Here is a 19,279-nt window from a genome sequence, read left to right as displayed (position 1 = left end):
TTTTTTATTCTTCAGACTTTTCCTCTGATGCATTTCCTTCTACTTGAGCAGAATCAGCTTTTTTGCTTCTTCCTCTACGAGTAGTTTTCTTTGCTTTTTTACCATTAGGGTTATAGATTTCGTTGTAATCAACTAATTCTACCATTGCCATAGGAGCATTATCTCCCTGACGATTTCCTAACTTGATAATACGAAGGTAACCTCCTGGTCTATCTGCTACTTTTACAGAGATTTCTTTAAATAATTCTGTAACAGCATATTTATCACGTAAATGAGAAAATACAACACGTCTATTGTGAGTAGTATCACTTTTAGACTTTGTTATTAATGGTTCTGCGAAAACTCTTAATGCTTTTGCTTTTGCCACTGTTGTGTTAATACGTTTGTGTTCTATTAAAGAACAAGTCATATTAGCTAACATCGCCTTTCTATGCGAAGTTGTTCTTCCTAAATGATTATGCTTTTTTCCGTGTCTCATGACCTTTGTTTTATTGTTTCATCTTGCATCAACTCATTATGAGGAGCAAAATATGAAAAATTAATCTCTATCTAATTTGTATTTTGTTAAATCCATTCCAAAACTTAAACCTTTAACAATAACTAATTCTTCTAGCTCTGTTAATGATTTTTTACCAAAGTTTCTAAACTTCATTAAATCACTTTTATTAAAAGAAACTAAATCTCCTAATGTATCTACTTCTGCAGCTTTTAAACAATTTAAAGCTCTTACAGATAAATCCATATCAATTAATCTAGTTTTTAATAACTGACGCATATGTAATGATTCTTCATCATATGTTTCTGTTTGTGCAATTTCATCTGCCTCTAAAGTGATACGCTCATCAGAGAATAACATAAAGTGGTGGATTAATATTTTTGCAGCTTCAGTTAATGCATCTTTTGGATTGATTGAACCATCAGTATCAATATCGAAAACTAATTTTTCATAATCCGTTTTTTGTTCTACACGAAAATTTTCGATTGCATATTTTACATTCTTAATTGGTGTGTAGATAGAATCTGTAAAGATTGTTCCTATTGGTGCAGAAGCTTTTTTATTTTCTTCAGCAGGTACAAATCCTCTACCTTTTTCTATAGTAATTTCTGCATTTAATTTTACAGATTTATCCATATTACAGATTACTAAATCTGGGTTCAATACTTGAAAACCAGAGATAAACTTCTGTAAGTCTCCAGCAGTAAATTGCTCTTGACCAGATACTGATATGGATACAGTTTCTCTATCAGTTTCATCTATTTGTTTCTTAAAACGAACTTGTTTTAAGTTTAAGATAATTTCTGTAACATCTTCTACGATTCCAGGAACTGTAGAAAACTCGTGCTCAACACCATCAACTCTTAATGATGTGATTGCAAATCCTTCTAAAGAAGATAATAAAACTCTTCTTAAAGCATTACCCACTGTTAAACCAAAACCTGGTTCTAAAGGTCTAAACTCAAATCTACCAGAAAAATCTGTAGATTCAATCATTATAACTTTATCGGGCTTTTGAAAATTTAAAATTGCCATTTTTCTTCGTTTTAATTGTTATTTAGTTGCGCGGTTTATAAATGTGAAGAAATAATTATAAACCCTTTGGCTAAATTTCAATATGATTAATTTATTACTTAGAATATAATTCTACGATTAATTGTTCTTTGATATTCTCTGGAATCTGTAATCTTTCTGGTACTTTAACAAAAGTTCCTGTTTTAGTATCAGAATTCCAAGTTAACCATTCAAATACATTGCTGTTAGATGCTAATGCATTTTCGATAGCTACTAAAGATTTAGATTTTTCTCTTACAGCAACAACATCTCCTTCGTTTAAACTATAAGAAGGAATATTAACGATTTCACCGTTAACAGTAATATGTCTGTGAGAAACTAATTGACGAGCTCCACTTCTAGAGTTAGAAACCCCCATTCTGTAAACAACGTTATCTAAACGAGATTCACATAACTGTAATAAAATTTCACCTGTAATTCCAGAAGCAGATTGTGCTTTTTTAAACAAGTTACTAAACTGACGTTCTAAAATACCATAAGTATATTTAGCTTTTTGCTTCTCCATTAATTGAGTTGCATATTCAGATTTTTTACCTCTTCTTCTAGCATTTCCATGCTGTCCTGGAGGATAATTTCTTTTTTCGAAGTTTTTGTCTTCTCCAAAGATTGCTTCGCCAAATTTACGAGCAATTTTAGTTTTTGGTCCTGTATATCTTGCCATTTCTTTTTTGTTATAGATAGGGATTATGAATTAAGGCTTACTCCTTCGATAATCTGATTCCTATCAAGTTAAAATATTTAATTATACTCTTCTTCTCTTTGGTGGACGACATCCATTATGAGGAATAGGTGTAACATCAATAATTTCTGTTACTTCAATACCTGCATTGTGAATAGATCTAATAGCAGATTCTCTACCATTTCCTGGTCCTTTTACATAAACTTTTACTTTACGTAAACCTGCTTCTTTTGCAACGTTTGCACAATCTTCTGCTGCTAATTGAGCTGCATAAGGAGTATTCTTTTTAGAACCTCTAAAACCCATTTTACCTGCAGATGACCATGAAATTACATCACCTTTCTTATTTGTTAAAGAAATAATGATATTATTAAAAGATGCAGTTACGTGCGCTTCTCCAATAGCATCAATAATTACTTTACGTTTTTTTGAACTTGCTTTTGCCATAATTTTTCAGTTTTAGTAATTTAGTTTTCTAATTCTATAGTTAAAACTATTATTAGATCTTGATTACTTATCTAACTTATTTTTTCTTGTTAGCTACAGTTTTTCTCTTACCTTTTCTTGTACGAGAGTTATTCTTAGTTCTTTGCCCTCTTAATGGAAGACCAAGTCTGTGACGAATTCCTCTTTGACAACCGATATCCATCAAACGTTTGATGTTTAACTGTACTTCAGAACGTAATTCTCCTTCAATTGTGAAAGATCCTACTTGTTCTCTAATTGCTGCGATTTGATCATCTGTCCAATCTTGAACTTTAATGCTCTCATCTACTTTTGCTTCTGCTAGAACTTTAATTGCTCTGCTGCTTCCTATACCAAAGATGTAAGTTAAAGCAATAACTCCTCTTTTATTCTTTGGAATATCAATACCTGCTATTCTTGCCATTACCCTTGTCTTTGTTTAAATCTAGGATTTTGTTTATTAATCACGTATAATCTACCTTTTCTGCGAACTATTTTGCAGTCGGCACTTCTTTTTTTAACTGATGCTCTAACTTTCATCTGTTTTGTTTTTTTAGTATCTGTAAGTAATTCTTGCCTTTGATAAATCGTATGGACTCATTTCTAATTTCACCTTATCTCCAGGTAATAATTTAATATAATGCATACGCATTTTACCAGAAATGTGAGCCGTTACAATATGTCCGTTTTCTAATTCTACACGAAACATTGCATTTGATAATGCTTCTGTAATTGTTCCGTCTTGTTGAATTGCTGATTGTTTAGCCATATTATTTATTCGATTTTCTGTTGCTATTTCCCGCTTTCATTAAACCATCATAATGACGATTTAATAAATACGAATTAATTTGTTGCAACGTATCAATTGCAACACCAACCATAATTATTAATGATGTACCTCCATAAAACATAGCCCAACTTTGTTGTACTCCAAACTGAACTACAATTGCTGGTAAAATAGATAACGCTGCTAAGAATAACGATCCAGGGAAAGTAATTCTAGATAATACAGAGTCTAATCTATCTGCTGTGTCTTTTCCTGGTCTAATACCTGGTATAAAACCACCACTTCTTTTTAAATCATCAGCCATTTTATTCGTAGGAATAGTAATTGCTGTATAGAAATAACTAAAAATGATAATTAACAATGCAAATATAACATTATAACCAAGACCATTCATATCCTGTAAGCTTGCCATAAATGGAAACCTTTGAGCCAAAGCAACTGGTAAAAACATAATTGCTTGTGCAAATATAATTGGCATAACTCCTGCTGCATTTAATTTCAAAGGGATATAATCTCTTGATCCTGCAACGTTTTGTACGTTTCCTGCAACTGTTCTTCTGGCATATTGAACTGCAATCTTACGAACAGCAGTAACTAATAGCACAGTTAATAAAATTACTACAAACCAAACAATGATTTCAATTAAAACCATCATAATTCCACCAGCTCCTGCATTTGTTGTTTTTGCAACAAACTCTTGTAAAAATGCTGCTGGAAAATTAGCGATAATACCAACTGTAATTAATAATGAGATACCATTACCAACTCCTTTGTCTGTAATACGCTCTCCTAACCACATTGCAAAAATTGTTCCTGCCGTTAAGATAATGATTGATGATATCCAGAATGTTGCTCCTGTTACTAAAAATGCCTCTGGTCCTAAACCAAATTGAGTTTTAATAGCAGTAATATACGTAGGTGCTTGCACTAACGTAATTCCAATAGTTAACCATCTAGTTATTTGCGTAATTTTTTTACGTCCACTTTCTCCATCTTTTTGTAATTTCTGTAAATAAGGAACCGCAATTCCCATTAACTGAACTACAATAGATGCAGAAATATATGGCATAATACCAAGTGCCATTACTGACGCCCTAGCAAATGCTCCTCCTGTAAATGCATTCAATAATCCTAAAAGACCACCTTCAGTACTATCTTTTAATGCTGATAATTGTAATGGGTCTATTCCAGGTAAAGGAACAGCCGCCATAAAACGATATACTGCAATTAAACCGATAGTTAGAAGAATCTTATTCTTTAATTCTTCTATGCTAAAAATTTCTTTTAATCTATTAATAAAATTCATCATTTACGGGATGTTATAAAGTAACAGCTTCTCCTCCAGCTGCTTCGATAGCTGCTTTTGCTGTTGCTGTAAATTTATGTACAGTTATGTTTAATTTAGATTTTAATTCTCCACCACCTAATATTTTTACTAAGTCGTTTTTACCTGCTAATCTATTAGCAATTAGAATGTCTAAATTAACTGTATCAGTTATCTTTCCACTATCAACTAAAGATTGTAATTTATCTAAATTGATACCTTGGTACTCAATACGATTAATATTTGTGAAACCAAATTTTGGCACACGTCTTTGAAGTGGCATTTGCCCTCCTTCAAAACCAATCTTTTTAGAATAACCTGAACGAGATTTCTGACCATTGTGACCTCTTGTAGCGGTACCACCTTTTCCAGATCCTTCACCCCTTGCAATTCTTTTTCCTTTTTTAATGGAACCTTCTGCTGGTGTTAAATTATGTAAACTCATTTTTTCTAAATATCTTATTTAATTTCTTCGAAAGAAACTAAGTGTTTAACTGTATTTACCATACCTACTATAGATGGAGTTGCCTCATGCTCTACAGTTTGATTCATTCTACGTAAACCTAATGCTTCTAAAGTTCTTTTTTGACTTTGAAGACGCCCGATTTGACTTTTTACTTGTGTAACTTTAATTTTTGCCATCGTTCTTAGATTTATCCGTTAAATACTCTTTCTAAAGAAATACCTCTTTGTTTAGCAATAGATGCTGCACTTCTTAACTGTAATAAAGCATCAAAAGTTGCTTTAACTACATTATGAGGATTTGATGATCCTTGAGATTTTGATAATACATCATGAATACCAACTGAATCTAATACTGCTCTTACAGCACCACCAGCAATAACCCCTGTACCATGAGATGCAGGTTTGATGAATACTTTTGCTCCACCAAATTTACCTTTTTGTTCATGAGGTAAAGTTGCATCTAAAATAGGAATTCTTACTAAATTTTTCTTAGCGTCTTCAATTGCTTTTGCAATTGCAGATGCTACATCTTTAGATTTACCTAATCCATGACCAACAACTCCATTACCATCTCCAACAACTACGATTGCAGAGAAACCAAATGCTCTACCACCTTTTGTTACCTTAGTAACACGTTGTACACCTACTAACTTATCAACAAGTTCTAACCCACTAGGTTTAACTCTTTCTACGTTTTTATATCCTTGCATAATTTCTTAAAATTTTAAACCAGCTTCTCTTGCAGCATCTGCTAATACTTTAACTCTACCGTGATATAAATATCCGTTTCTATCGAAAGCAACTGTTTCTATACCTGCCTTAGTAGCTTTTTCTGCAATTGATTTACCAACTACTGTTGCTGCTTCTGATTTAGTACTTGCTTTTACTTCTTTATCTCTAGATGAAACTGAAGCTAATGTTACTCCGTTTACATCGTCTATCAATTGAGCGTATATTTCTTTGTTACTTCTATAAACCGATAATCTTGGTTTAGTAGATGTACCAGAAATAATCTTTCTGATTCTACGCTTAATTCTAGCTCTTCTTTGTAGCTTTGATAATGCCATAATACTATATATTATGCAGATTTACCTGCTTTTCTTCTTAATACTTCACCAACAAACTTAACACCTTTACCTTTATAAGGCTCTGGAGCTCTGAAAGAACGAATCTTAGCAGCTATTTGACCAACTAATTGTTTGTCAAATGAAGTTAATTTAATGATTGGGTTTTTCCCTTTCTCTGATACTGTTTCAACTTTCACCTCTGGAGCTAATTCTAAAACAATATTATGAGAGAAACCTAAAGCTAAATCTAATTTTTGTCCTTGATTTGAGGCTCTGTAACCTACACCAACCAACTCCAAGTCTTTAGACCAACCTTTACTTACACCTTCAATCATATTATTGATTAAAGCTCTCATTAAACCATGTTGTGCTTTATGGTTTTTACTTTCTGATGCTCTATCTAAAGTAATAGTTCCATCTTCAATTTTAATTGTAATACCGTCTGAAATCTTTTGAGATAATTCTCCTAATTTTCCTTTTACAGTAATAACATTGTCTTTTATGTTTACATCTACACCTTGTGAAATGCTAACGGGATTTTTTCCTATTCTACTCATTTCCTTTGATTAATAAACGTAACATAAAACTTCTCCTCCAACATTCTCTTGACGTGCTTTTTTGTTTGTCATTACACCTTTAGATGTAGAAACAATAGCAATTCCAAGGCCGTTTAATACTCTTGGCATCTCTGTAGAGCCAACATATTTACGTAAACCTGGTGTACTGATTCGTTGAATTTTTCTAATTACTGACTCTTTTGTTTCTTTGTCATATTTTAAAGCGATCTTAATTGTTCCTTGAACTTTATCGTCATTGAACTGATAACTTAAAATATACCCTTGATCAAACAAAATTTTAGTCATTTCCTTCTTCAAGTTTGAAGCTGGAACTTCCACTACTCTGTGTCCTGCTGCGATAGCATTTCTTACTCTTGTAAGAAAATCCGCGATTGGATCTGTATACATACTTATTTATATTGCGATTACGGTTTTCAAATACCTCTATTTATGCTACAGATTTCTCTGTGATAATTGAACCTATAATCAGTTAAAATTCTTATACTCAAAAAAAATAGAGCGTGCAAAGATACACATTCTATTTTTATTTTTAAGCTTTATTTTTGATTTCTACCAACTTGCCTTTTTAACACCTGGTATTAATCCTTGATTTGCCATTTCTCTAAACGTAACACGAGATAAACCAAATTGTCTCATATATCCTTTTGGACGTCCAGTTAACTTACATCTATTGTGCATTCTAATTGGTGAAGCGTTCTTTGGTAATTTTTGCAATGCTTCATAGTCTCCAGCTTCTTTTAAAGCTTTTCTCTTTTCTGCATATTTTGCAACTGTTTTTGCTCTTTTACGTTCGCGAGCTTTCATTGATTCTTTAGCCATTTCTTAATTTTTTTTGAATGGTAAACCTAATTCTCCTAATAATGACTTTGCTTCTTTATCAGTATCTGCAGAAGTTACAAAAGTAATATCCATTCCACTAATTTTTTTCACTTGATCAATATTAATTTCTGGGTAGATGATCTGTTCAGTAATTCCTAAATTGTAATTACCTCTTCCATCAAATCCATTAGCTTTTATACCGTTAAAGTCTCTTACACGAGGTAAAGAAGCTGTAACTAGTCTATCTAAAAACTCGTACATTTTATCACCACGTAAAGTAACTTTAACACCAATTGGCATCCCTTTACGTAATTTAAATGCAGCAATATCTTTTTTAGACATTGTAGAAATAGCTTTTTGACCTGTAATTTTAGTCAACTCTTCTACAGCATAATCTATTAATTTCTTATCTGCAATTGCAGCACCAACACCCTTAGAAACAACTATTTTTTCTAATTTAGGTACTTGCATTACATTCTTATAACTGAATTCTTCAGTAAGAGCTTTTACAACCCTTTCTTTGTATTCTGCTTTTAATCTTGGTACGTAACTCATGATTATTCTTATTTTTTAGTTTTTTTAGAGATTCTAGTCTTCGTATCTCCATCAACTTTATAACCTACTCTTACAGCAACTCCATCTTCAACTAACATAACGTTAGAAATATGGATAGAAGCTTCTTTTTTCACAATACCACCTTGAGGGTTTTGAGCACTAGGTTTAGTGTGCTTAGAAACTAAGTTTACACCTTCTACCAATACTCTATCCTTATCTTTAAGGATTTGTAAAACTTTACCTTCAGAATTTTTACTAGTACCTGTAATCACTTTTACAGTATCTCCTGATTTTATTTTGAACTTCTTCATCTTATTAATGATTTAAAGCACTTCAGGTGCTAATGATACTATTTTCATGAATTGTTTCTCACGAAGCTCACGTGCAACAGGACCAAATACACGAGTTCCTCTCATCTCCTCTGTAGGATTTAAAAGTACACAAGCGTTATCATCAAATCTGATATATGATCCGTCCTTACGTCTTACTTCTTTTTTAGTTCTCACAACAACTGCTCTAGATACTTGACCTTTTTTTACAGTTCCGTTTGGAGTTGCAGATTTAACAGATACAACAATCTTGTCTCCAATACTTGCGTAACGTTTTCTTGTTCCTCCTAAAACTCTAATCACTAAAACTTCTTTTGCTCCAGTGTTATCTGCGACTTTTAATCTTGATTCTGTCTGTAACATATTATTTAGCTCTTTCTAGGATTTCTACTAATCTCCAACGTTTAGATTTACTCATAGGTCTAGTTTCCATGATCCTAACAGTATCACCTTCGTTGCAATCATTCTTTTCGTCGTGTGCAACATACTTCTTCGTCTTTAATACGAACTTTCCATACATTGGGTGCTTTACTCTCTTAGTTTCAGCAACAACAATAGATTTTTCCATTTTGCTACTAGAAACAACACCAATTCTCTCTTTTCTAAGATTTCTTTTTTCCATCTTTAAAACTGACTATAGAATTATTGTAATTCTCTTTTTGTTAATTCTGTTGCAATTCTTGCTACAGTTCTTCTTAAGCTTCTCAATTGCAATGGATTCTCCAAAGGAGTTATTGCGTGTGCCATCTTAAGATCAGTATAATTCTTTTGCAACGCTCCAAGCTTTTCATTAAGATCAGCTATAGATAATTCTTTTACTTCAGATTGTTTCATTTTATTTAGAATTATGCGTTAATATCAAAATCTCTTGCAATTACAAACTTCGTTTTTACCGGAAGTTTTTGAGCTGCTAAACGTAAAGCTTCTTTTGCCACATTGATTGGTACTCCACCAACTTCAAACAAAATTCTACCTGGTTTAATAACTGCAACAAAATGATCTGGTGCTCCTTTACCCTTACCCATACGTACCTCTAAAGGTTTTTTAGTGATTGGCTTATCTGGAAATATCTTAATCCATAATTGCCCTTCTCTTTTCATATGACGGGTTGCCGCGATACGAGCTGCTTCTATTTGACGAGAAGTTAATAAATTCTGGTCTAAAGATTTAATACCAAACATTCCATTAGAAAGTTGATTTCCTCTACCAGAAATACCAGTCATATTTCCTTTCGCCTTCTGTACCTTACGGTATTTTACTCTTTTTGGCTGTAACATTTTTAATTTCTAATTTTAAAAATTATTTTCTTCTACGAGGTTGTTGACGTTTAGATCTATCACCACCTTTATTACCTTGCTTTTTAGACAAACCAACTAATGGAGATAATTCTCTTTTACCATAAACCTCACCCTTCATAATCCATACTTTAATACCTAATCTTCCGTATTGAGTATGAGCTTCTACAAGTGCATAATCGATGTCAGCTCTAAAAGTAGAAAGAGGAATTCTTCCTTCTTTATAATGCTCTGAACGCGCCATTTCAGCTCCGTTTAAACGTCCTGAAATTTGGATTTTAATCCCTTCAGCGTTCATACGCATTGTAGCTTGAATAGCCATCTTAGTAGCTCTCTTGTAAGAAATTCTATTTTCAATTTGACGAGCAACACTAGTTGCAACCAATTTTGCATCTAATTCTGGACGTTTAATCTCAAAAATATTAATTTGAACTTCTTTTCCTGTAATTTTTTTAAGTTCTTCTTTTAACTTGTCTACCTCTTGACCTCCTTTACCAATAATGATACCTGGACGTGCAGTAGTGATAGTAACGGTTACAAGTTTTAAAGTTCTTTCTATAATTACTCTAGAAACACTTGCTTTAAATAATCTAGCATTTACATACTTTCTTATTTTATCATCTTCAGCTAATTTATCTCCGTAGTCATTACCACCATACCAGTTAGACTCCCAACCTCTGATGATTCCTAAACGATTCCCAATTGGATTTGTTTTTTGTCCCATTTCTACTTTGATTAATTACTTAAATTTTTACTACCTAACTCTAAAGTAACGTGATTAGAACGCTTACGAATTCTATGAGCACGCCCCTGTGGAGCTGGTCTTAATCTTTTTAACATTCCTGCGCTATCTACACAAATAGATTTCACAAACAATCCAGCTTCTTCTATAGATGCATCTTCATTTTTAGCTTGCCAGTTTGCAATTGCAGACAATAACAATTTCTCTAAATTTATAGATGCTTCTTTTGGGCTAAATTTTAAGATTTGTAAAGCTTTTTCAACTTCAACTCCTCTTACTTGATTTGCTACTAAACGCATTTTTCTTGGTGATGTAGGACAGTTAGTAAGCTTCGCGAAAGCACGTTGCTTTCTATCTGCTTTTAACTGATCTGCCATGTTTTTTTTACGAACTCCCATATCCTACTATTTTTTTCCTTTATTTTTAGCACCAGCGTGTCCTCTAAAAGAACGAGTTGGTGAAAATTCGCCTAACTTATGCCCTACCATGTTTTCTGTAACATAAACTGGTACAAACTGACGTCCATTATGAACAGCAATAGTTTGTCCTACAAAATCTGGAGTAATCATACTTGCTCTAGACCAAGTTTTGATTACAGTTTTGTTACCAGCGTCTACATTTGCTAACACTTTTTTCTCTAATTTATAGTGAACGTAAGGTCCTTTTTTTAATGATCTTGCCATAACTTATTATTTCTTTCTACGTTCTATAATATACTTATTACTAGCTTTAGTCTTAGATCTAGTCTTAAATCCTTTAGCAGGAATACCATTTCTAGATCTTGGATGACCTCCAGAAGCACGACCTTCACCACCACCCATTGGGTGATCTACAGGATTCATTCTTACTGCATTAACTCTTGGTCTTCTACCTAACCATCTTCTTCTACCTGCTTTACCAGATACTAATAATTGATGATCTGAATTAGATACAACACCAATAGTAGCCATACATGTTAACAAGATTAATCTTGTTTCACCAGAAGGTAACTTTACAGTTGCGTACTTACCATCTCTCGCCATTAACTGTGCAAAAGAACCAGCAGAACGAGCCATAACAGCTCCTTGACCTGGGTGTAATTCAATACAAGAAATTGTAGTTCCTAAAGGGATTTCACTTAATGCCATTGCATTTCCAATTTCTGGTGCAATATCACTTCCTGATACAATTGTTTGACCTACTGTTAAACCGTTTTGTGCTATTACATAACGCTTTTCTCCATCAGCATAACTAAGTAAAGCAATAAATGCAGTACGATTTGGATCATACTCTATAGTTTTTACTGTTGCGGGAATACCTTTTTTCTCTCTTTTAAAATCGATAATACGGTATCTTTGTTTATGACCACCTCCTATATTACGAGTTGTCATTCTACCCTGACTGTTTCGACCTCCAGATCGTTTTTTCGGAGCAAGTAAACTTTTCTCCGGCTTATCAGTTGTTATGGTGTCGAACCCATTTACAACTCTAAAACGCTGACCTGGTGTTATTGGTTTTAATTTTCTAACTGACATTTTTGTCTTTTCTTAAAGATTGTTATAAAAATCAATGCTTTCTCCTTCTGCTACTTGTACAATAGCTTTCTTGTATCCACTCTTAATACCAGTTACTAAACCTTTTTTAGTAAACTTAGTATTTCTCTGAATTGGATAATTTAAAGTCTTAACGCTTAAGATAGAAACACCATAAGCAGCTTCAACAGCTCCTTTAATTTCTAACTTGTTAGCATTCTTATCTACAACAAATGTAAAACGATTATATAATTCGCTATCATTGGTTGCTTTTTCCGTGATAATAGGTTTTATTAAAATACTCATTATGAATCCCTATTTACTTAAATTTGTATTAATACCTTCTAAAGAACCTTCAGTAATAACAACTTTATTAGCGTTTAAAACACCGTAAGTATTAATCTCTGAAGCTTTCACAACTTTAGCCTTCTTTAAGTTACGTGATGATAAATACACATTTGCATTTTCATTACTTAACACGAACAAAGATTTTTTAGTATCTAATTCTAACGCTTTTAAAACATCTACAAAGTTTTTTGTCTTTGGTGTATCAAAGTTAAAATCTTCAATTATTACTAAATTTTTGTCGTTTGCTTGAATACTTAAAGCTGATTTACGAGCTAAACGTTTTAAGTTTTTATTCAACTTAAAAGAATAACTTCTTGGTCTCGGTCCGAACATACGCCCTCCACCTCTAAAAACACCAGACTTGATAGAACCTGCTCTTGCAGTACCAGTTCCTTTTTGTTTTTTTATCTTTCTTGTAGAACCAGAAATTTCAGCTCTTTCTTTAGCCTTATGCGTTCCCTGACGTTGGTTTGCCAAGTATTGCTTTACATCTAAATAAATTGCATGATCATTAGGCTCTACACCAAATACATCGCTAGAAAGTTCAACTTTTCTACCTGTATCTTTTCCTGTAATATCTAAAACTGCTACTTTCATTATTTCTGAATAGTTACAAAAGCATTTTTGTGTCCAGGAATAGCTCCTTTAACAACAAGTAAGTTCTTTTCAGCAACTACTTTTAATACTTTTAAGTTTTGAACTTTCACTTTATCTCCTCCCATTCGGCCTCCCATGCGCATTCCTTTGAATACTCTTGCAGGATAAGAAGCAGCACCAATAGAACCTGGAGCTCTTAAACGGTTATGCTGACCATGAGTAGCTTGACCTACACCAGCAAATCCATGACGTTTTACAACACCCTGAAAACCTTTACCTTTAGAAACACCAGATACATCAACAAACTCACCCTCTTCAAAGTGATCTACTGATATAGAATCTCCTAATTTATACTCTTCTTCAAACCCTTGGAATTCTACGACTTTTCTTTTAGCAGTGGTGCCAGCTTTTTTAAAGTGACCATCTAACGCTTTGTTAGAACTCTTCGCCTTTTTGTCATCGAAACCAAGTTGCAACGCACTATAGCCGTCAACCTCTTCGGTTCTGACCTGAGTGACAACGCAAGGACCTGCTTCGATTACTGTACAAGGAATATTCTTCCCGTTTTCATCAAATAAGCTGGTCATTCCAATTTTTCTTCCTATTAACCCAGACATTTAGTTAAAATTTTAGACGATAGATATTTACCCAGCGCGTCTATTAATAATTATTTGTTTGAAACTATTGTTTCATTTCCATCCTTTAAATTTCAATCAAAAAAAACAGCGCAAAACAAATTCAACGCTGATTTTGTTTTTTCCGTTTTTCTTTCGCGAAACGCTCCAGACATGTTACTATTATTGAATATTAATCAAAAAATAGTGTCACCCTACTCTATTTCGGGTTGCAAAAGTATAAAAAACTTTCGGCTTAACAAAATTAAACCGAAAGTTAATATTTACTTATACTTTAATCTCAACTTCAACACCACTTGGTAACTCAAGTTTCATTAAAGCATCAATAGTTTTTGAAGAAGAACTATAAATGTCTAATAATCTTTTGTAAGAAGCTAATTGAAATTGTTCTCTAGATTTTTTGTTTACGTGTGGAGAACGTAAAACAGTAAAAATCTTTTTATGCGTTGGTAATGGTATTGGCCCGTTTACTACAGCACCAGTACTTTTTACCGTCTTCACTATTTTTTCAGCAGATTTATCTACTAAATTGTAATCGTAAGACTTTAATTTTATTCTAATTTTTTGACTCATCTTGTAATTATTAAGTAGATTATCCTTTAGATTTGGCTATTACGTCTTCAGATACATTAGAAGGCGTTTCTGCATAATGTGAAAATTCCATAGTAGAAGTTGCTCTACCAGAAGACATAGTTCTTAAAGCTGTTACATATCCAAACATTTCAGATAATGGAACAATAGCCTTTACAACTTTAGATCCAGCACGATCACTCATGTCGTTAACTTGACCTCTTCTTCTGTTTAAATCTCCTACGATATCACCCATATTAGCTTCTGGTGTTAACACTTCAACCTTCATTAAAGGTTCCATGATTTTTGCTTTTGCTGATTTTGCAGAAGCTTTATACCCCAATTTAGCAGCTAATTCAAAAGATAATGCATCAGAATCCACTGCGTGGAAAGACCCATCTCTTAAAGTAACTTTCATTGAATCCATTTCATAACCAGCTAAAGGACCATTCTTCATAGCCTCTTTGAAACCTTTCTCTACAGAAGGAACAAATTCTCTAGGAACATTACCTCCTTTGATTACTGAATCAAATTGTAAGCCCTGAACACCTTCATCAGCAGGTCCAATAGTAAATGCAATATCTGCAAATTTACCACGACCACCAGATTGCTTTTTATAAACCTCTCTATGATCTGTTGTAGCTGTAATAGCTTCTTTGTACTCTACTTGCGGTTGTCCTTGATTTACTTCAACTTTAAACTCACGTTTTAAACGGTCTACAAGTACATCTAAATGCAACTCACCCATTCCAGAAATAATAGTCTGTCCTGAAGCTTCATCAGAACGCACTGTAAAAGTAGGATCTTCTTCCGCTAACTTAGCAAGACCAATACCTAATTTATCTACATCTGCTTTTGTTTTAGGCTCAACAGCAATACCAATTACTGGATCTGGAAAATCCATTGACTCTAATACTAGAGGGAATTTTTCAGCAGTTAAAGTATCACCTGTTTTAATAGATTTAAAACCAACAGCAGCACCAATATCTCCAGCTTCGATATAATCAATAGCATTTTGTTTATTAGCATGCATCTGATATATTCTAGAAATACGCTCTTTTTTACCAGAACGATTATTTAAGACATAAGATCCAGCATCTAAACGACCAGAATATGCTCTAAAAAATGCTAAACGACCAACAAAAGGATCCGTTGCAATTTTAAACGCTAAAGCAGCAAAAGGCTCCTTTACATCTGGCTTACGTAATTCTTCTTCTTCTGTATCTGGATTTACACCTACAATACCTTCTTTATCCATAGGAGAAGGCAAATAACGACATACAGCATCTAAAAGAAACTGAACACCTTTATTTTTAAAAGCAGAACCACAAATCATAGGAATGATAGCCATATCCATTACAGCGGCTCTCAATGCATTATGCACTTCTTCCTCTGTTATAGAATCTTCATCTTCCATGAATTTTTCTAATAAGTTCTCATCATAACTAGCTACTTCCTCAATAAGGTTAGCACGTAATAATTTTGCCTCTTCTTTTAATTCTTCTGGAATATCAACAATATCAAATGTTGCGCCCATTCCTTCTTCATGCCATATAATAGCTCTATTTTTAACTAGATCTACAATACCCTTGAAGTTTTCTTCATCACCAATATTTAAAACAATAGGAACTGCATTTGAACCTAACATTTCTTTTACTTGATTACAAACCATCATAAAATCAGATCCTTGACGGTCCATTTTATTAACGAAACCAATTCTTGGTACTTTATAATTATCTGCTAATCTCCAGTTCGTTTCAGATTGAGGCTCAACACCATCAACAGCACTAAACAAGAAAACTAAACCATCTAATACACGTAAAGATCTATTTACTTCTACCGTAAAATCTACGTGACCAGGTGTATCTATAATGTTAAAATGGTAATCTTTTGTACCATCAATTGGCTTACTATTCTCTGTTGGAAATTGCCATGTACAAGTTGTAGCAGCAGAAGTAATTGTAATACCTCTTTCTTGCTCTTGCTCCATCCAGTCCATTGTAGCTGCACCATCATGCACTTCTCCAATCTTATGAGAAACACCTGTGTAATACAATACACGTTCTGTAGTTGTGGTTTTACCAGCATCAATATGAGCTGCAATACCAATATTTCTTGTGAATTTTAAATCTCTAGCCATTTCTATTAAAATCTAAAGTGAGAGAATGCTTTATTAGCTTCTGCCATTTTGTGAGTATCTGTACGTTTTTTAACAGCAGCCCCTTCTTCTTTAGCCGCGGCTAAAATTTCAGCAGCTAAACGCTGTGCCATTGTTTTCTCGTTTCTTTTACGAGTGTACAAAATCATCCATTTGATAGCCATAGAAACCTTACGGTCTGGTCTAATCTGCATTGGAATTTGGAATGTTGCTCCACCTACACGACGAGATCTTACTTCTACGTGAGGCATTACATTTGACAAACCATCTTTCCAAATCTCTAAAGCCGATTTCTCTTCGTCTTCTCCTTTTCTTTCTTCTACGATCTCTAATGCATCGTAAAATACTTTAAACGCTACTGACTTCTTACCACTCCACATTAAGTTATTAACGAAACGTGTTACTAACTGATCATTAAACTTTGGATCTGGTAATAAGACTCTTTTTTTTGCTGCTCTTTTTCTCATGTCTTTACATTAAAAAAGTTACTAAATTACTTTTTTGGGCGTTTTGCACCATACTTAGACCTACGTTGAGTTCTTCCCTCAACACCTGCTGTATCTAATGCTCCACGTACCACGTGATATTTAACACCTGGTAAATCTTTTACCCTTCCACCTCTAACTAATACTATCGAGTGCTCCTGTAAGTTATGTCCTTCACCTGGGATGTATGCGTTTATCTCATTACCATTTGTCAATCTAACTCTGGCAACTTTACGCATTGCTGAATTAGGTTTCTTTGGTGTTGTAGTATAAACACGTGTACAAACTCCACGTCTTTGAGGACAAGACGACAAAGCAGCCGATTTACTCTTCTTAGTTATTTTGGTTCTTCCTTTACGAACTAATTGTTGAATAGTTGGCATACTAAATTATTACTGTTTTTCGTTTATAATTAAACCTTTACTCTTTTTTAAGAGTCTGCAAATGTACAATTAATTTCTAATTATACAAATATCAGTAAGTTATTTTTTCTTAATCAATATTTATTAAGAAGTTTTTACGATTTTATTTTACATTTGAACTCAATATATAGCCCATTTTGAAACAAAAACATAGTCATTATATATATATCATATTTTTAATATTTTCTTTTAAAGGAATTATTGCACAAGATTTAACTCTAAAAATAACATCTAACAATAAAGAAGAATTAATTATTTTAAATGAAATTGATTATCAAAAAAAACACAAAGACACAATTTCTATTAACAAAGAAATTGAAAAGGTTTCTGATTATTTAAAAAAAACAGGGTACTTAACTAACACAGTAAATCAAATAAAAAAAAATGACAAGAAACATATCGCTTACTTCTTTTTAAATAACAAAATAGAAACTGCAGTAATTATATTAAACACCAAATCAGAGGTTCATTTTGACAAATCAAAAATAAAAAATGGCACCATCTCTATTCCTTTAAAAGAATTACAAACTACTTTATTAAACATTTCAAAAAAATACGACAAACAAGGTAAATCTTTTACAAAAATTCAGCTGAAGAATATTGAAATTAAAAACAAAACCTTATTTGCTCATCTAGATATTAAACAGTCAAAAAAAAGATCAATTAACAAGGTTATAATTAAAGGATATGAAAACTTTCCAAAATCATATTTAAAAAACTACTACAGGTTAAATTCTAAAACGATCTTCAATCAACAAAAAATTAAAGAAATATCTAAAGCTTCCAAAGGCTTACAATTTATTAAGGAAATAAAACCACCTGAAGTATTATTTACAAAAGATTCCACCTTATTATATATGTATCTTAAAAAACAACAAAACAATAGTTTTGATGGAATCGTAAGTTTTGCATCCAAAGAAAATGGTGATGTCTTATTTAATGGAAATATTGATCTATCCATAAATAACATTTTAGACACCGCTGAAAAAATTCAGTTATTTTGGAATAGTATTGGAGAAGAAAAACAAGAATTTAAACTGACAACTGAAACCCCCTACATCTTTAACACAAAGTTTAGTCCTCAACTTGCTTTTTCAATATATAAACAAGATTCAACCTTTTTAAACACAAAGTTTGATTCAAAATTATTTTACAGTATAAACCCAAACACTAAATTGGGTTTCACTTATAATTCTGAATCCTCTGAAAACCTTGAAAAAGAATTAAATAACAATGTAAAAACATTTAGCAATTACTTTTTGGGGCTTCAATTTCAATTTAACAAACCTAAAAATGATTTCTTTTTTAATGATAAATTTCATTTAGAAGTAAATCCAACTTTTGGAAGAAGAAAATCAGATGAGAATACTTCAAATCAATTTAAAATTGAGGCTTCAACTTCATATCTCTGGGTTTTAAATCTACGCAATAGCATTTATATTAAAAACAAGACTGGATACTTAAATTCTGATTCATTTATTGACAATGAGCTTTTTAGAATTGGGGGATCAAATAGTATTAGAGGTTTTAATGAACAAAGCATATTTGCCAGCAATTATTCTTACTTTAACTTGGAATATAGATATCTAACTTCAGAAAAATCATATTTATATAGCATAACAGATATTAGCCACATTAAAACTACATTTAATACTGAAAAGCTTTTAGGAATTGGCCTAGGCTATTTATTTAACACAAATAATTCACAAATAAACTTAAATGTTTCTGCTGGTAAAAAAACTACTCAAAGCATTGATTTAAAAAACGTTAAACTAACAGTAAATTGGGTCAATTACTTCTAGAAGTATTATATTAAAAAAAAGTAAATTATCCATATATTTTCATACAATTCAACTCGATTTTCTATCATTTTCTCAC

At 32.5% G+C, this 19,279-nt stretch carries 33 protein-coding genes; 1 reads left to right on the top strand and 32 read right to left on the bottom strand.

The genetic code is table 11. From position 1 onward, the window contains the following. Window positions 1-4: 4 nt before the first annotated feature. The 32 genes from rplQ to rpsL all read right to left on the bottom strand — a co-directional run bounded on the left by rplQ (window position 5) and on the right by rpsL (window position 17,362). Window positions 5-478, bottom strand: coding sequence for a 50S ribosomal protein L17 (gene rplQ / locus PHEL85_RS13160; RefSeq protein ID WP_036825736.1), 474 nt, complete (start codon window positions 476-478; stop codon window positions 5-7). 60 nt (window positions 479-538) lie between these two features. Further along, window positions 539-1,531 carry a DNA-directed RNA polymerase subunit alpha gene (locus PHEL85_RS13155; RefSeq protein ID WP_036825734.1) on the bottom strand — a complete coding sequence of 331 codons (993 nt, stop codon included), beginning with the start codon at window positions 1,529-1,531 and terminating at the stop codon, window positions 539-541. Window positions 1,532-1,625: 94 nt separating this feature from the next. After that, window positions 1,626-2,231 (bottom strand): 30S ribosomal protein S4, encoded by a 606-nt coding sequence (rpsD, locus tag PHEL85_RS13150; protein WP_036825732.1) that lies wholly within the window; start codon window positions 2,229-2,231, stop codon window positions 1,626-1,628. A gap of 81 nt (window positions 2,232-2,312) precedes the next feature. Continuing rightward, entirely contained in the window at window positions 2,313-2,696 is a 384-nt protein-coding gene (gene rpsK, locus PHEL85_RS13145) for a 30S ribosomal protein S11 (protein ID WP_036825729.1), read from the bottom strand. A 76-nt stretch (window positions 2,697-2,772) separates the two neighbouring features. Beyond that, window positions 2,773-3,138, bottom strand: coding sequence for a 30S ribosomal protein S13 (gene rpsM / locus PHEL85_RS13140; RefSeq protein WP_036825726.1), 366 nt, complete (start codon window positions 3,136-3,138; stop codon window positions 2,773-2,775). Beyond that, the gene (ykgO, locus tag PHEL85_RS17670; RefSeq protein WP_004568720.1) at window positions 3,138-3,254 is read right to left on the bottom strand and encodes a type B 50S ribosomal protein L36; all 117 of its coding nucleotides are present in this window, start codon (window positions 3,252-3,254) and stop codon (window positions 3,138-3,140) included. The genes rpsM and ykgO overlap by 1 nt, the downstream gene beginning before the upstream one ends. A gap of 13 nt (window positions 3,255-3,267) precedes the next feature. Continuing rightward, window positions 3,268-3,483, bottom strand: coding sequence for a translation initiation factor IF-1 (infA, locus tag PHEL85_RS13135; protein ID WP_004568721.1), 216 nt, complete (start codon window positions 3,481-3,483; stop codon window positions 3,268-3,270). 1 nt (window position 3,484) lies between these two features. Further along, window positions 3,485-4,807, bottom strand: coding sequence for a preprotein translocase subunit SecY (secY, locus tag PHEL85_RS13130; protein ID WP_036825722.1), 1,323 nt, complete (start codon window positions 4,805-4,807; stop codon window positions 3,485-3,487). A 13-nt stretch (window positions 4,808-4,820) separates the two neighbouring features. After that, the gene (gene rplO, locus PHEL85_RS13125) at window positions 4,821-5,270 is read right to left on the bottom strand and encodes a 50S ribosomal protein L15 (RefSeq protein WP_036825720.1); all 450 of its coding nucleotides are present in this window, start codon (window positions 5,268-5,270) and stop codon (window positions 4,821-4,823) included. Window positions 5,271-5,284: 14 nt separating this feature from the next. Beyond that, window positions 5,285-5,467: a 50S ribosomal protein L30 gene (gene rpmD, locus PHEL85_RS13120; RefSeq protein WP_036825717.1), complete on the bottom strand. Its 183-nt coding sequence runs from the start codon at window positions 5,465-5,467 to the stop codon at window positions 5,285-5,287. An 11-nt stretch (window positions 5,468-5,478) separates the two neighbouring features. Further along, window positions 5,479-6,003: a 30S ribosomal protein S5 gene (gene rpsE, locus PHEL85_RS13115; protein ID WP_036825714.1), complete on the bottom strand. Its 525-nt coding sequence runs from the start codon at window positions 6,001-6,003 to the stop codon at window positions 5,479-5,481. Window positions 6,004-6,006: 3 nt separating this feature from the next. Beyond that, window positions 6,007-6,357: a 50S ribosomal protein L18 gene (rplR, locus tag PHEL85_RS13110; protein ID WP_036825711.1), complete on the bottom strand. Its 351-nt coding sequence runs from the start codon at window positions 6,355-6,357 to the stop codon at window positions 6,007-6,009. 11 nt (window positions 6,358-6,368) lie between these two features. Next, a complete protein-coding gene (rplF, locus tag PHEL85_RS13105) occupies window positions 6,369-6,914 on the bottom strand; it encodes a 50S ribosomal protein L6 (RefSeq protein ID WP_036825710.1) in 546 nt (181 codons plus the stop codon). A gap of 9 nt (window positions 6,915-6,923) precedes the next feature. After that, complete coding sequence (gene rpsH, locus PHEL85_RS13100) at window positions 6,924-7,322, bottom strand: 30S ribosomal protein S8 (RefSeq protein ID WP_036825708.1); 399 nt, start codon at window positions 7,320-7,322, stop codon at window positions 6,924-6,926. A 162-nt stretch (window positions 7,323-7,484) separates the two neighbouring features. After that, a complete protein-coding gene (gene rpsN / locus PHEL85_RS13095) occupies window positions 7,485-7,754 on the bottom strand; it encodes a 30S ribosomal protein S14 (protein WP_036825705.1) in 270 nt (89 codons plus the stop codon). A gap of 3 nt (window positions 7,755-7,757) precedes the next feature. Beyond that, window positions 7,758-8,309 carry a 50S ribosomal protein L5 gene (gene rplE / locus PHEL85_RS13090; protein ID WP_036825703.1) on the bottom strand — a complete coding sequence of 184 codons (552 nt, stop codon included), beginning with the start codon at window positions 8,307-8,309 and terminating at the stop codon, window positions 7,758-7,760. An 8-nt stretch (window positions 8,310-8,317) separates the two neighbouring features. Beyond that, the gene (gene rplX / locus PHEL85_RS13085; protein WP_036825700.1) at window positions 8,318-8,620 is read right to left on the bottom strand and encodes a 50S ribosomal protein L24; all 303 of its coding nucleotides are present in this window, start codon (window positions 8,618-8,620) and stop codon (window positions 8,318-8,320) included. Between the two features lie 12 nt (window positions 8,621-8,632). Continuing rightward, the gene (gene rplN, locus PHEL85_RS13080; protein ID WP_004568733.1) at window positions 8,633-9,001 is read right to left on the bottom strand and encodes a 50S ribosomal protein L14; all 369 of its coding nucleotides are present in this window, start codon (window positions 8,999-9,001) and stop codon (window positions 8,633-8,635) included. A 1-nt stretch (window position 9,002) separates the two neighbouring features. After that, window positions 9,003-9,260, bottom strand: a complete 258-nt coding sequence (rpsQ, locus tag PHEL85_RS13075; RefSeq protein WP_004568734.1) for a 30S ribosomal protein S17 — start codon at window positions 9,258-9,260, stop codon at window positions 9,003-9,005. A 20-nt stretch (window positions 9,261-9,280) separates the two neighbouring features. Next, a complete protein-coding gene (rpmC, locus tag PHEL85_RS13070) occupies window positions 9,281-9,472 on the bottom strand; it encodes a 50S ribosomal protein L29 (RefSeq protein ID WP_036825697.1) in 192 nt (63 codons plus the stop codon). 11 nt (window positions 9,473-9,483) lie between these two features. Next, window positions 9,484-9,915 carry a 50S ribosomal protein L16 gene (gene rplP, locus PHEL85_RS13065; RefSeq protein WP_036825694.1) on the bottom strand — a complete coding sequence of 144 codons (432 nt, stop codon included), beginning with the start codon at window positions 9,913-9,915 and terminating at the stop codon, window positions 9,484-9,486. Window positions 9,916-9,937: 22 nt separating this feature from the next. Next, complete coding sequence (gene rpsC, locus PHEL85_RS13060; RefSeq protein ID WP_036825693.1) at window positions 9,938-10,657, bottom strand: 30S ribosomal protein S3; 720 nt, start codon at window positions 10,655-10,657, stop codon at window positions 9,938-9,940. 11 nt (window positions 10,658-10,668) lie between these two features. Continuing rightward, window positions 10,669-11,073 (bottom strand): 50S ribosomal protein L22, encoded by a 405-nt coding sequence (gene rplV / locus PHEL85_RS13055; RefSeq protein WP_036825691.1) that lies wholly within the window; start codon window positions 11,071-11,073, stop codon window positions 10,669-10,671. Between the two features lie 6 nt (window positions 11,074-11,079). Next, window positions 11,080-11,358, bottom strand: a complete 279-nt coding sequence (gene rpsS, locus PHEL85_RS13050) for a 30S ribosomal protein S19 (RefSeq protein ID WP_018943594.1) — start codon at window positions 11,356-11,358, stop codon at window positions 11,080-11,082. A gap of 6 nt (window positions 11,359-11,364) precedes the next feature. Continuing rightward, window positions 11,365-12,189, bottom strand: a complete 825-nt coding sequence (gene rplB / locus PHEL85_RS13045) for a 50S ribosomal protein L2 (protein ID WP_036825688.1) — start codon at window positions 12,187-12,189, stop codon at window positions 11,365-11,367. Window positions 12,190-12,201: 12 nt separating this feature from the next. Further along, the gene (gene rplW / locus PHEL85_RS13040) at window positions 12,202-12,492 is read right to left on the bottom strand and encodes a 50S ribosomal protein L23 (protein WP_036825685.1); all 291 of its coding nucleotides are present in this window, start codon (window positions 12,490-12,492) and stop codon (window positions 12,202-12,204) included. Between the two features lie 9 nt (window positions 12,493-12,501). Further along, window positions 12,502-13,131: a 50S ribosomal protein L4 gene (gene rplD / locus PHEL85_RS13035; RefSeq protein ID WP_036825683.1), complete on the bottom strand. Its 630-nt coding sequence runs from the start codon at window positions 13,129-13,131 to the stop codon at window positions 12,502-12,504. Beyond that, window positions 13,131-13,748, bottom strand: a complete 618-nt coding sequence (gene rplC / locus PHEL85_RS13030; RefSeq protein ID WP_036825681.1) for a 50S ribosomal protein L3 — start codon at window positions 13,746-13,748, stop codon at window positions 13,131-13,133. The genes rplD and rplC overlap by 1 nt, the downstream gene beginning before the upstream one ends. 285 nt (window positions 13,749-14,033) lie before the next feature. After that, window positions 14,034-14,339, bottom strand: coding sequence for a 30S ribosomal protein S10 (gene rpsJ, locus PHEL85_RS13025; RefSeq protein ID WP_004568745.1), 306 nt, complete (start codon window positions 14,337-14,339; stop codon window positions 14,034-14,036). A 19-nt stretch (window positions 14,340-14,358) separates the two neighbouring features. Further along, window positions 14,359-16,476 carry an elongation factor G gene (gene fusA, locus PHEL85_RS13020; RefSeq protein WP_036825677.1) on the bottom strand — a complete coding sequence of 706 codons (2,118 nt, stop codon included), beginning with the start codon at window positions 16,474-16,476 and terminating at the stop codon, window positions 14,359-14,361. A 5-nt stretch (window positions 16,477-16,481) separates the two neighbouring features. After that, window positions 16,482-16,961, bottom strand: coding sequence for a 30S ribosomal protein S7 (gene rpsG, locus PHEL85_RS13015; protein WP_036825675.1), 480 nt, complete (start codon window positions 16,959-16,961; stop codon window positions 16,482-16,484). A gap of 26 nt (window positions 16,962-16,987) precedes the next feature. After that, the gene (gene rpsL, locus PHEL85_RS13010) at window positions 16,988-17,362 is read right to left on the bottom strand and encodes a 30S ribosomal protein S12 (protein WP_018943587.1); all 375 of its coding nucleotides are present in this window, start codon (window positions 17,360-17,362) and stop codon (window positions 16,988-16,990) included. A 176-nt stretch (window positions 17,363-17,538) separates the two neighbouring features. On the opposite strand from rpsL, the gene PHEL85_RS13005 reads away from it, so the two are divergent. After that, window positions 17,539-19,203 (top strand): ShlB/FhaC/HecB family hemolysin secretion/activation protein, encoded by a 1,665-nt coding sequence (locus PHEL85_RS13005; protein WP_036825672.1) that lies wholly within the window; start codon window positions 17,539-17,541, stop codon window positions 19,201-19,203. The last annotated feature ends 76 nt before the right edge of the window (window positions 19,204-19,279 follow it).

It is taken from the genome of Polaribacter sp. Hel1_85 (genome assembly GCF_000766795.1).
Lineage (GTDB): Bacteria > Bacteroidota > Bacteroidia > Flavobacteriales > Flavobacteriaceae > Polaribacter.
This window is presented reverse-complemented; position numbering and strand designations above follow the sequence as displayed.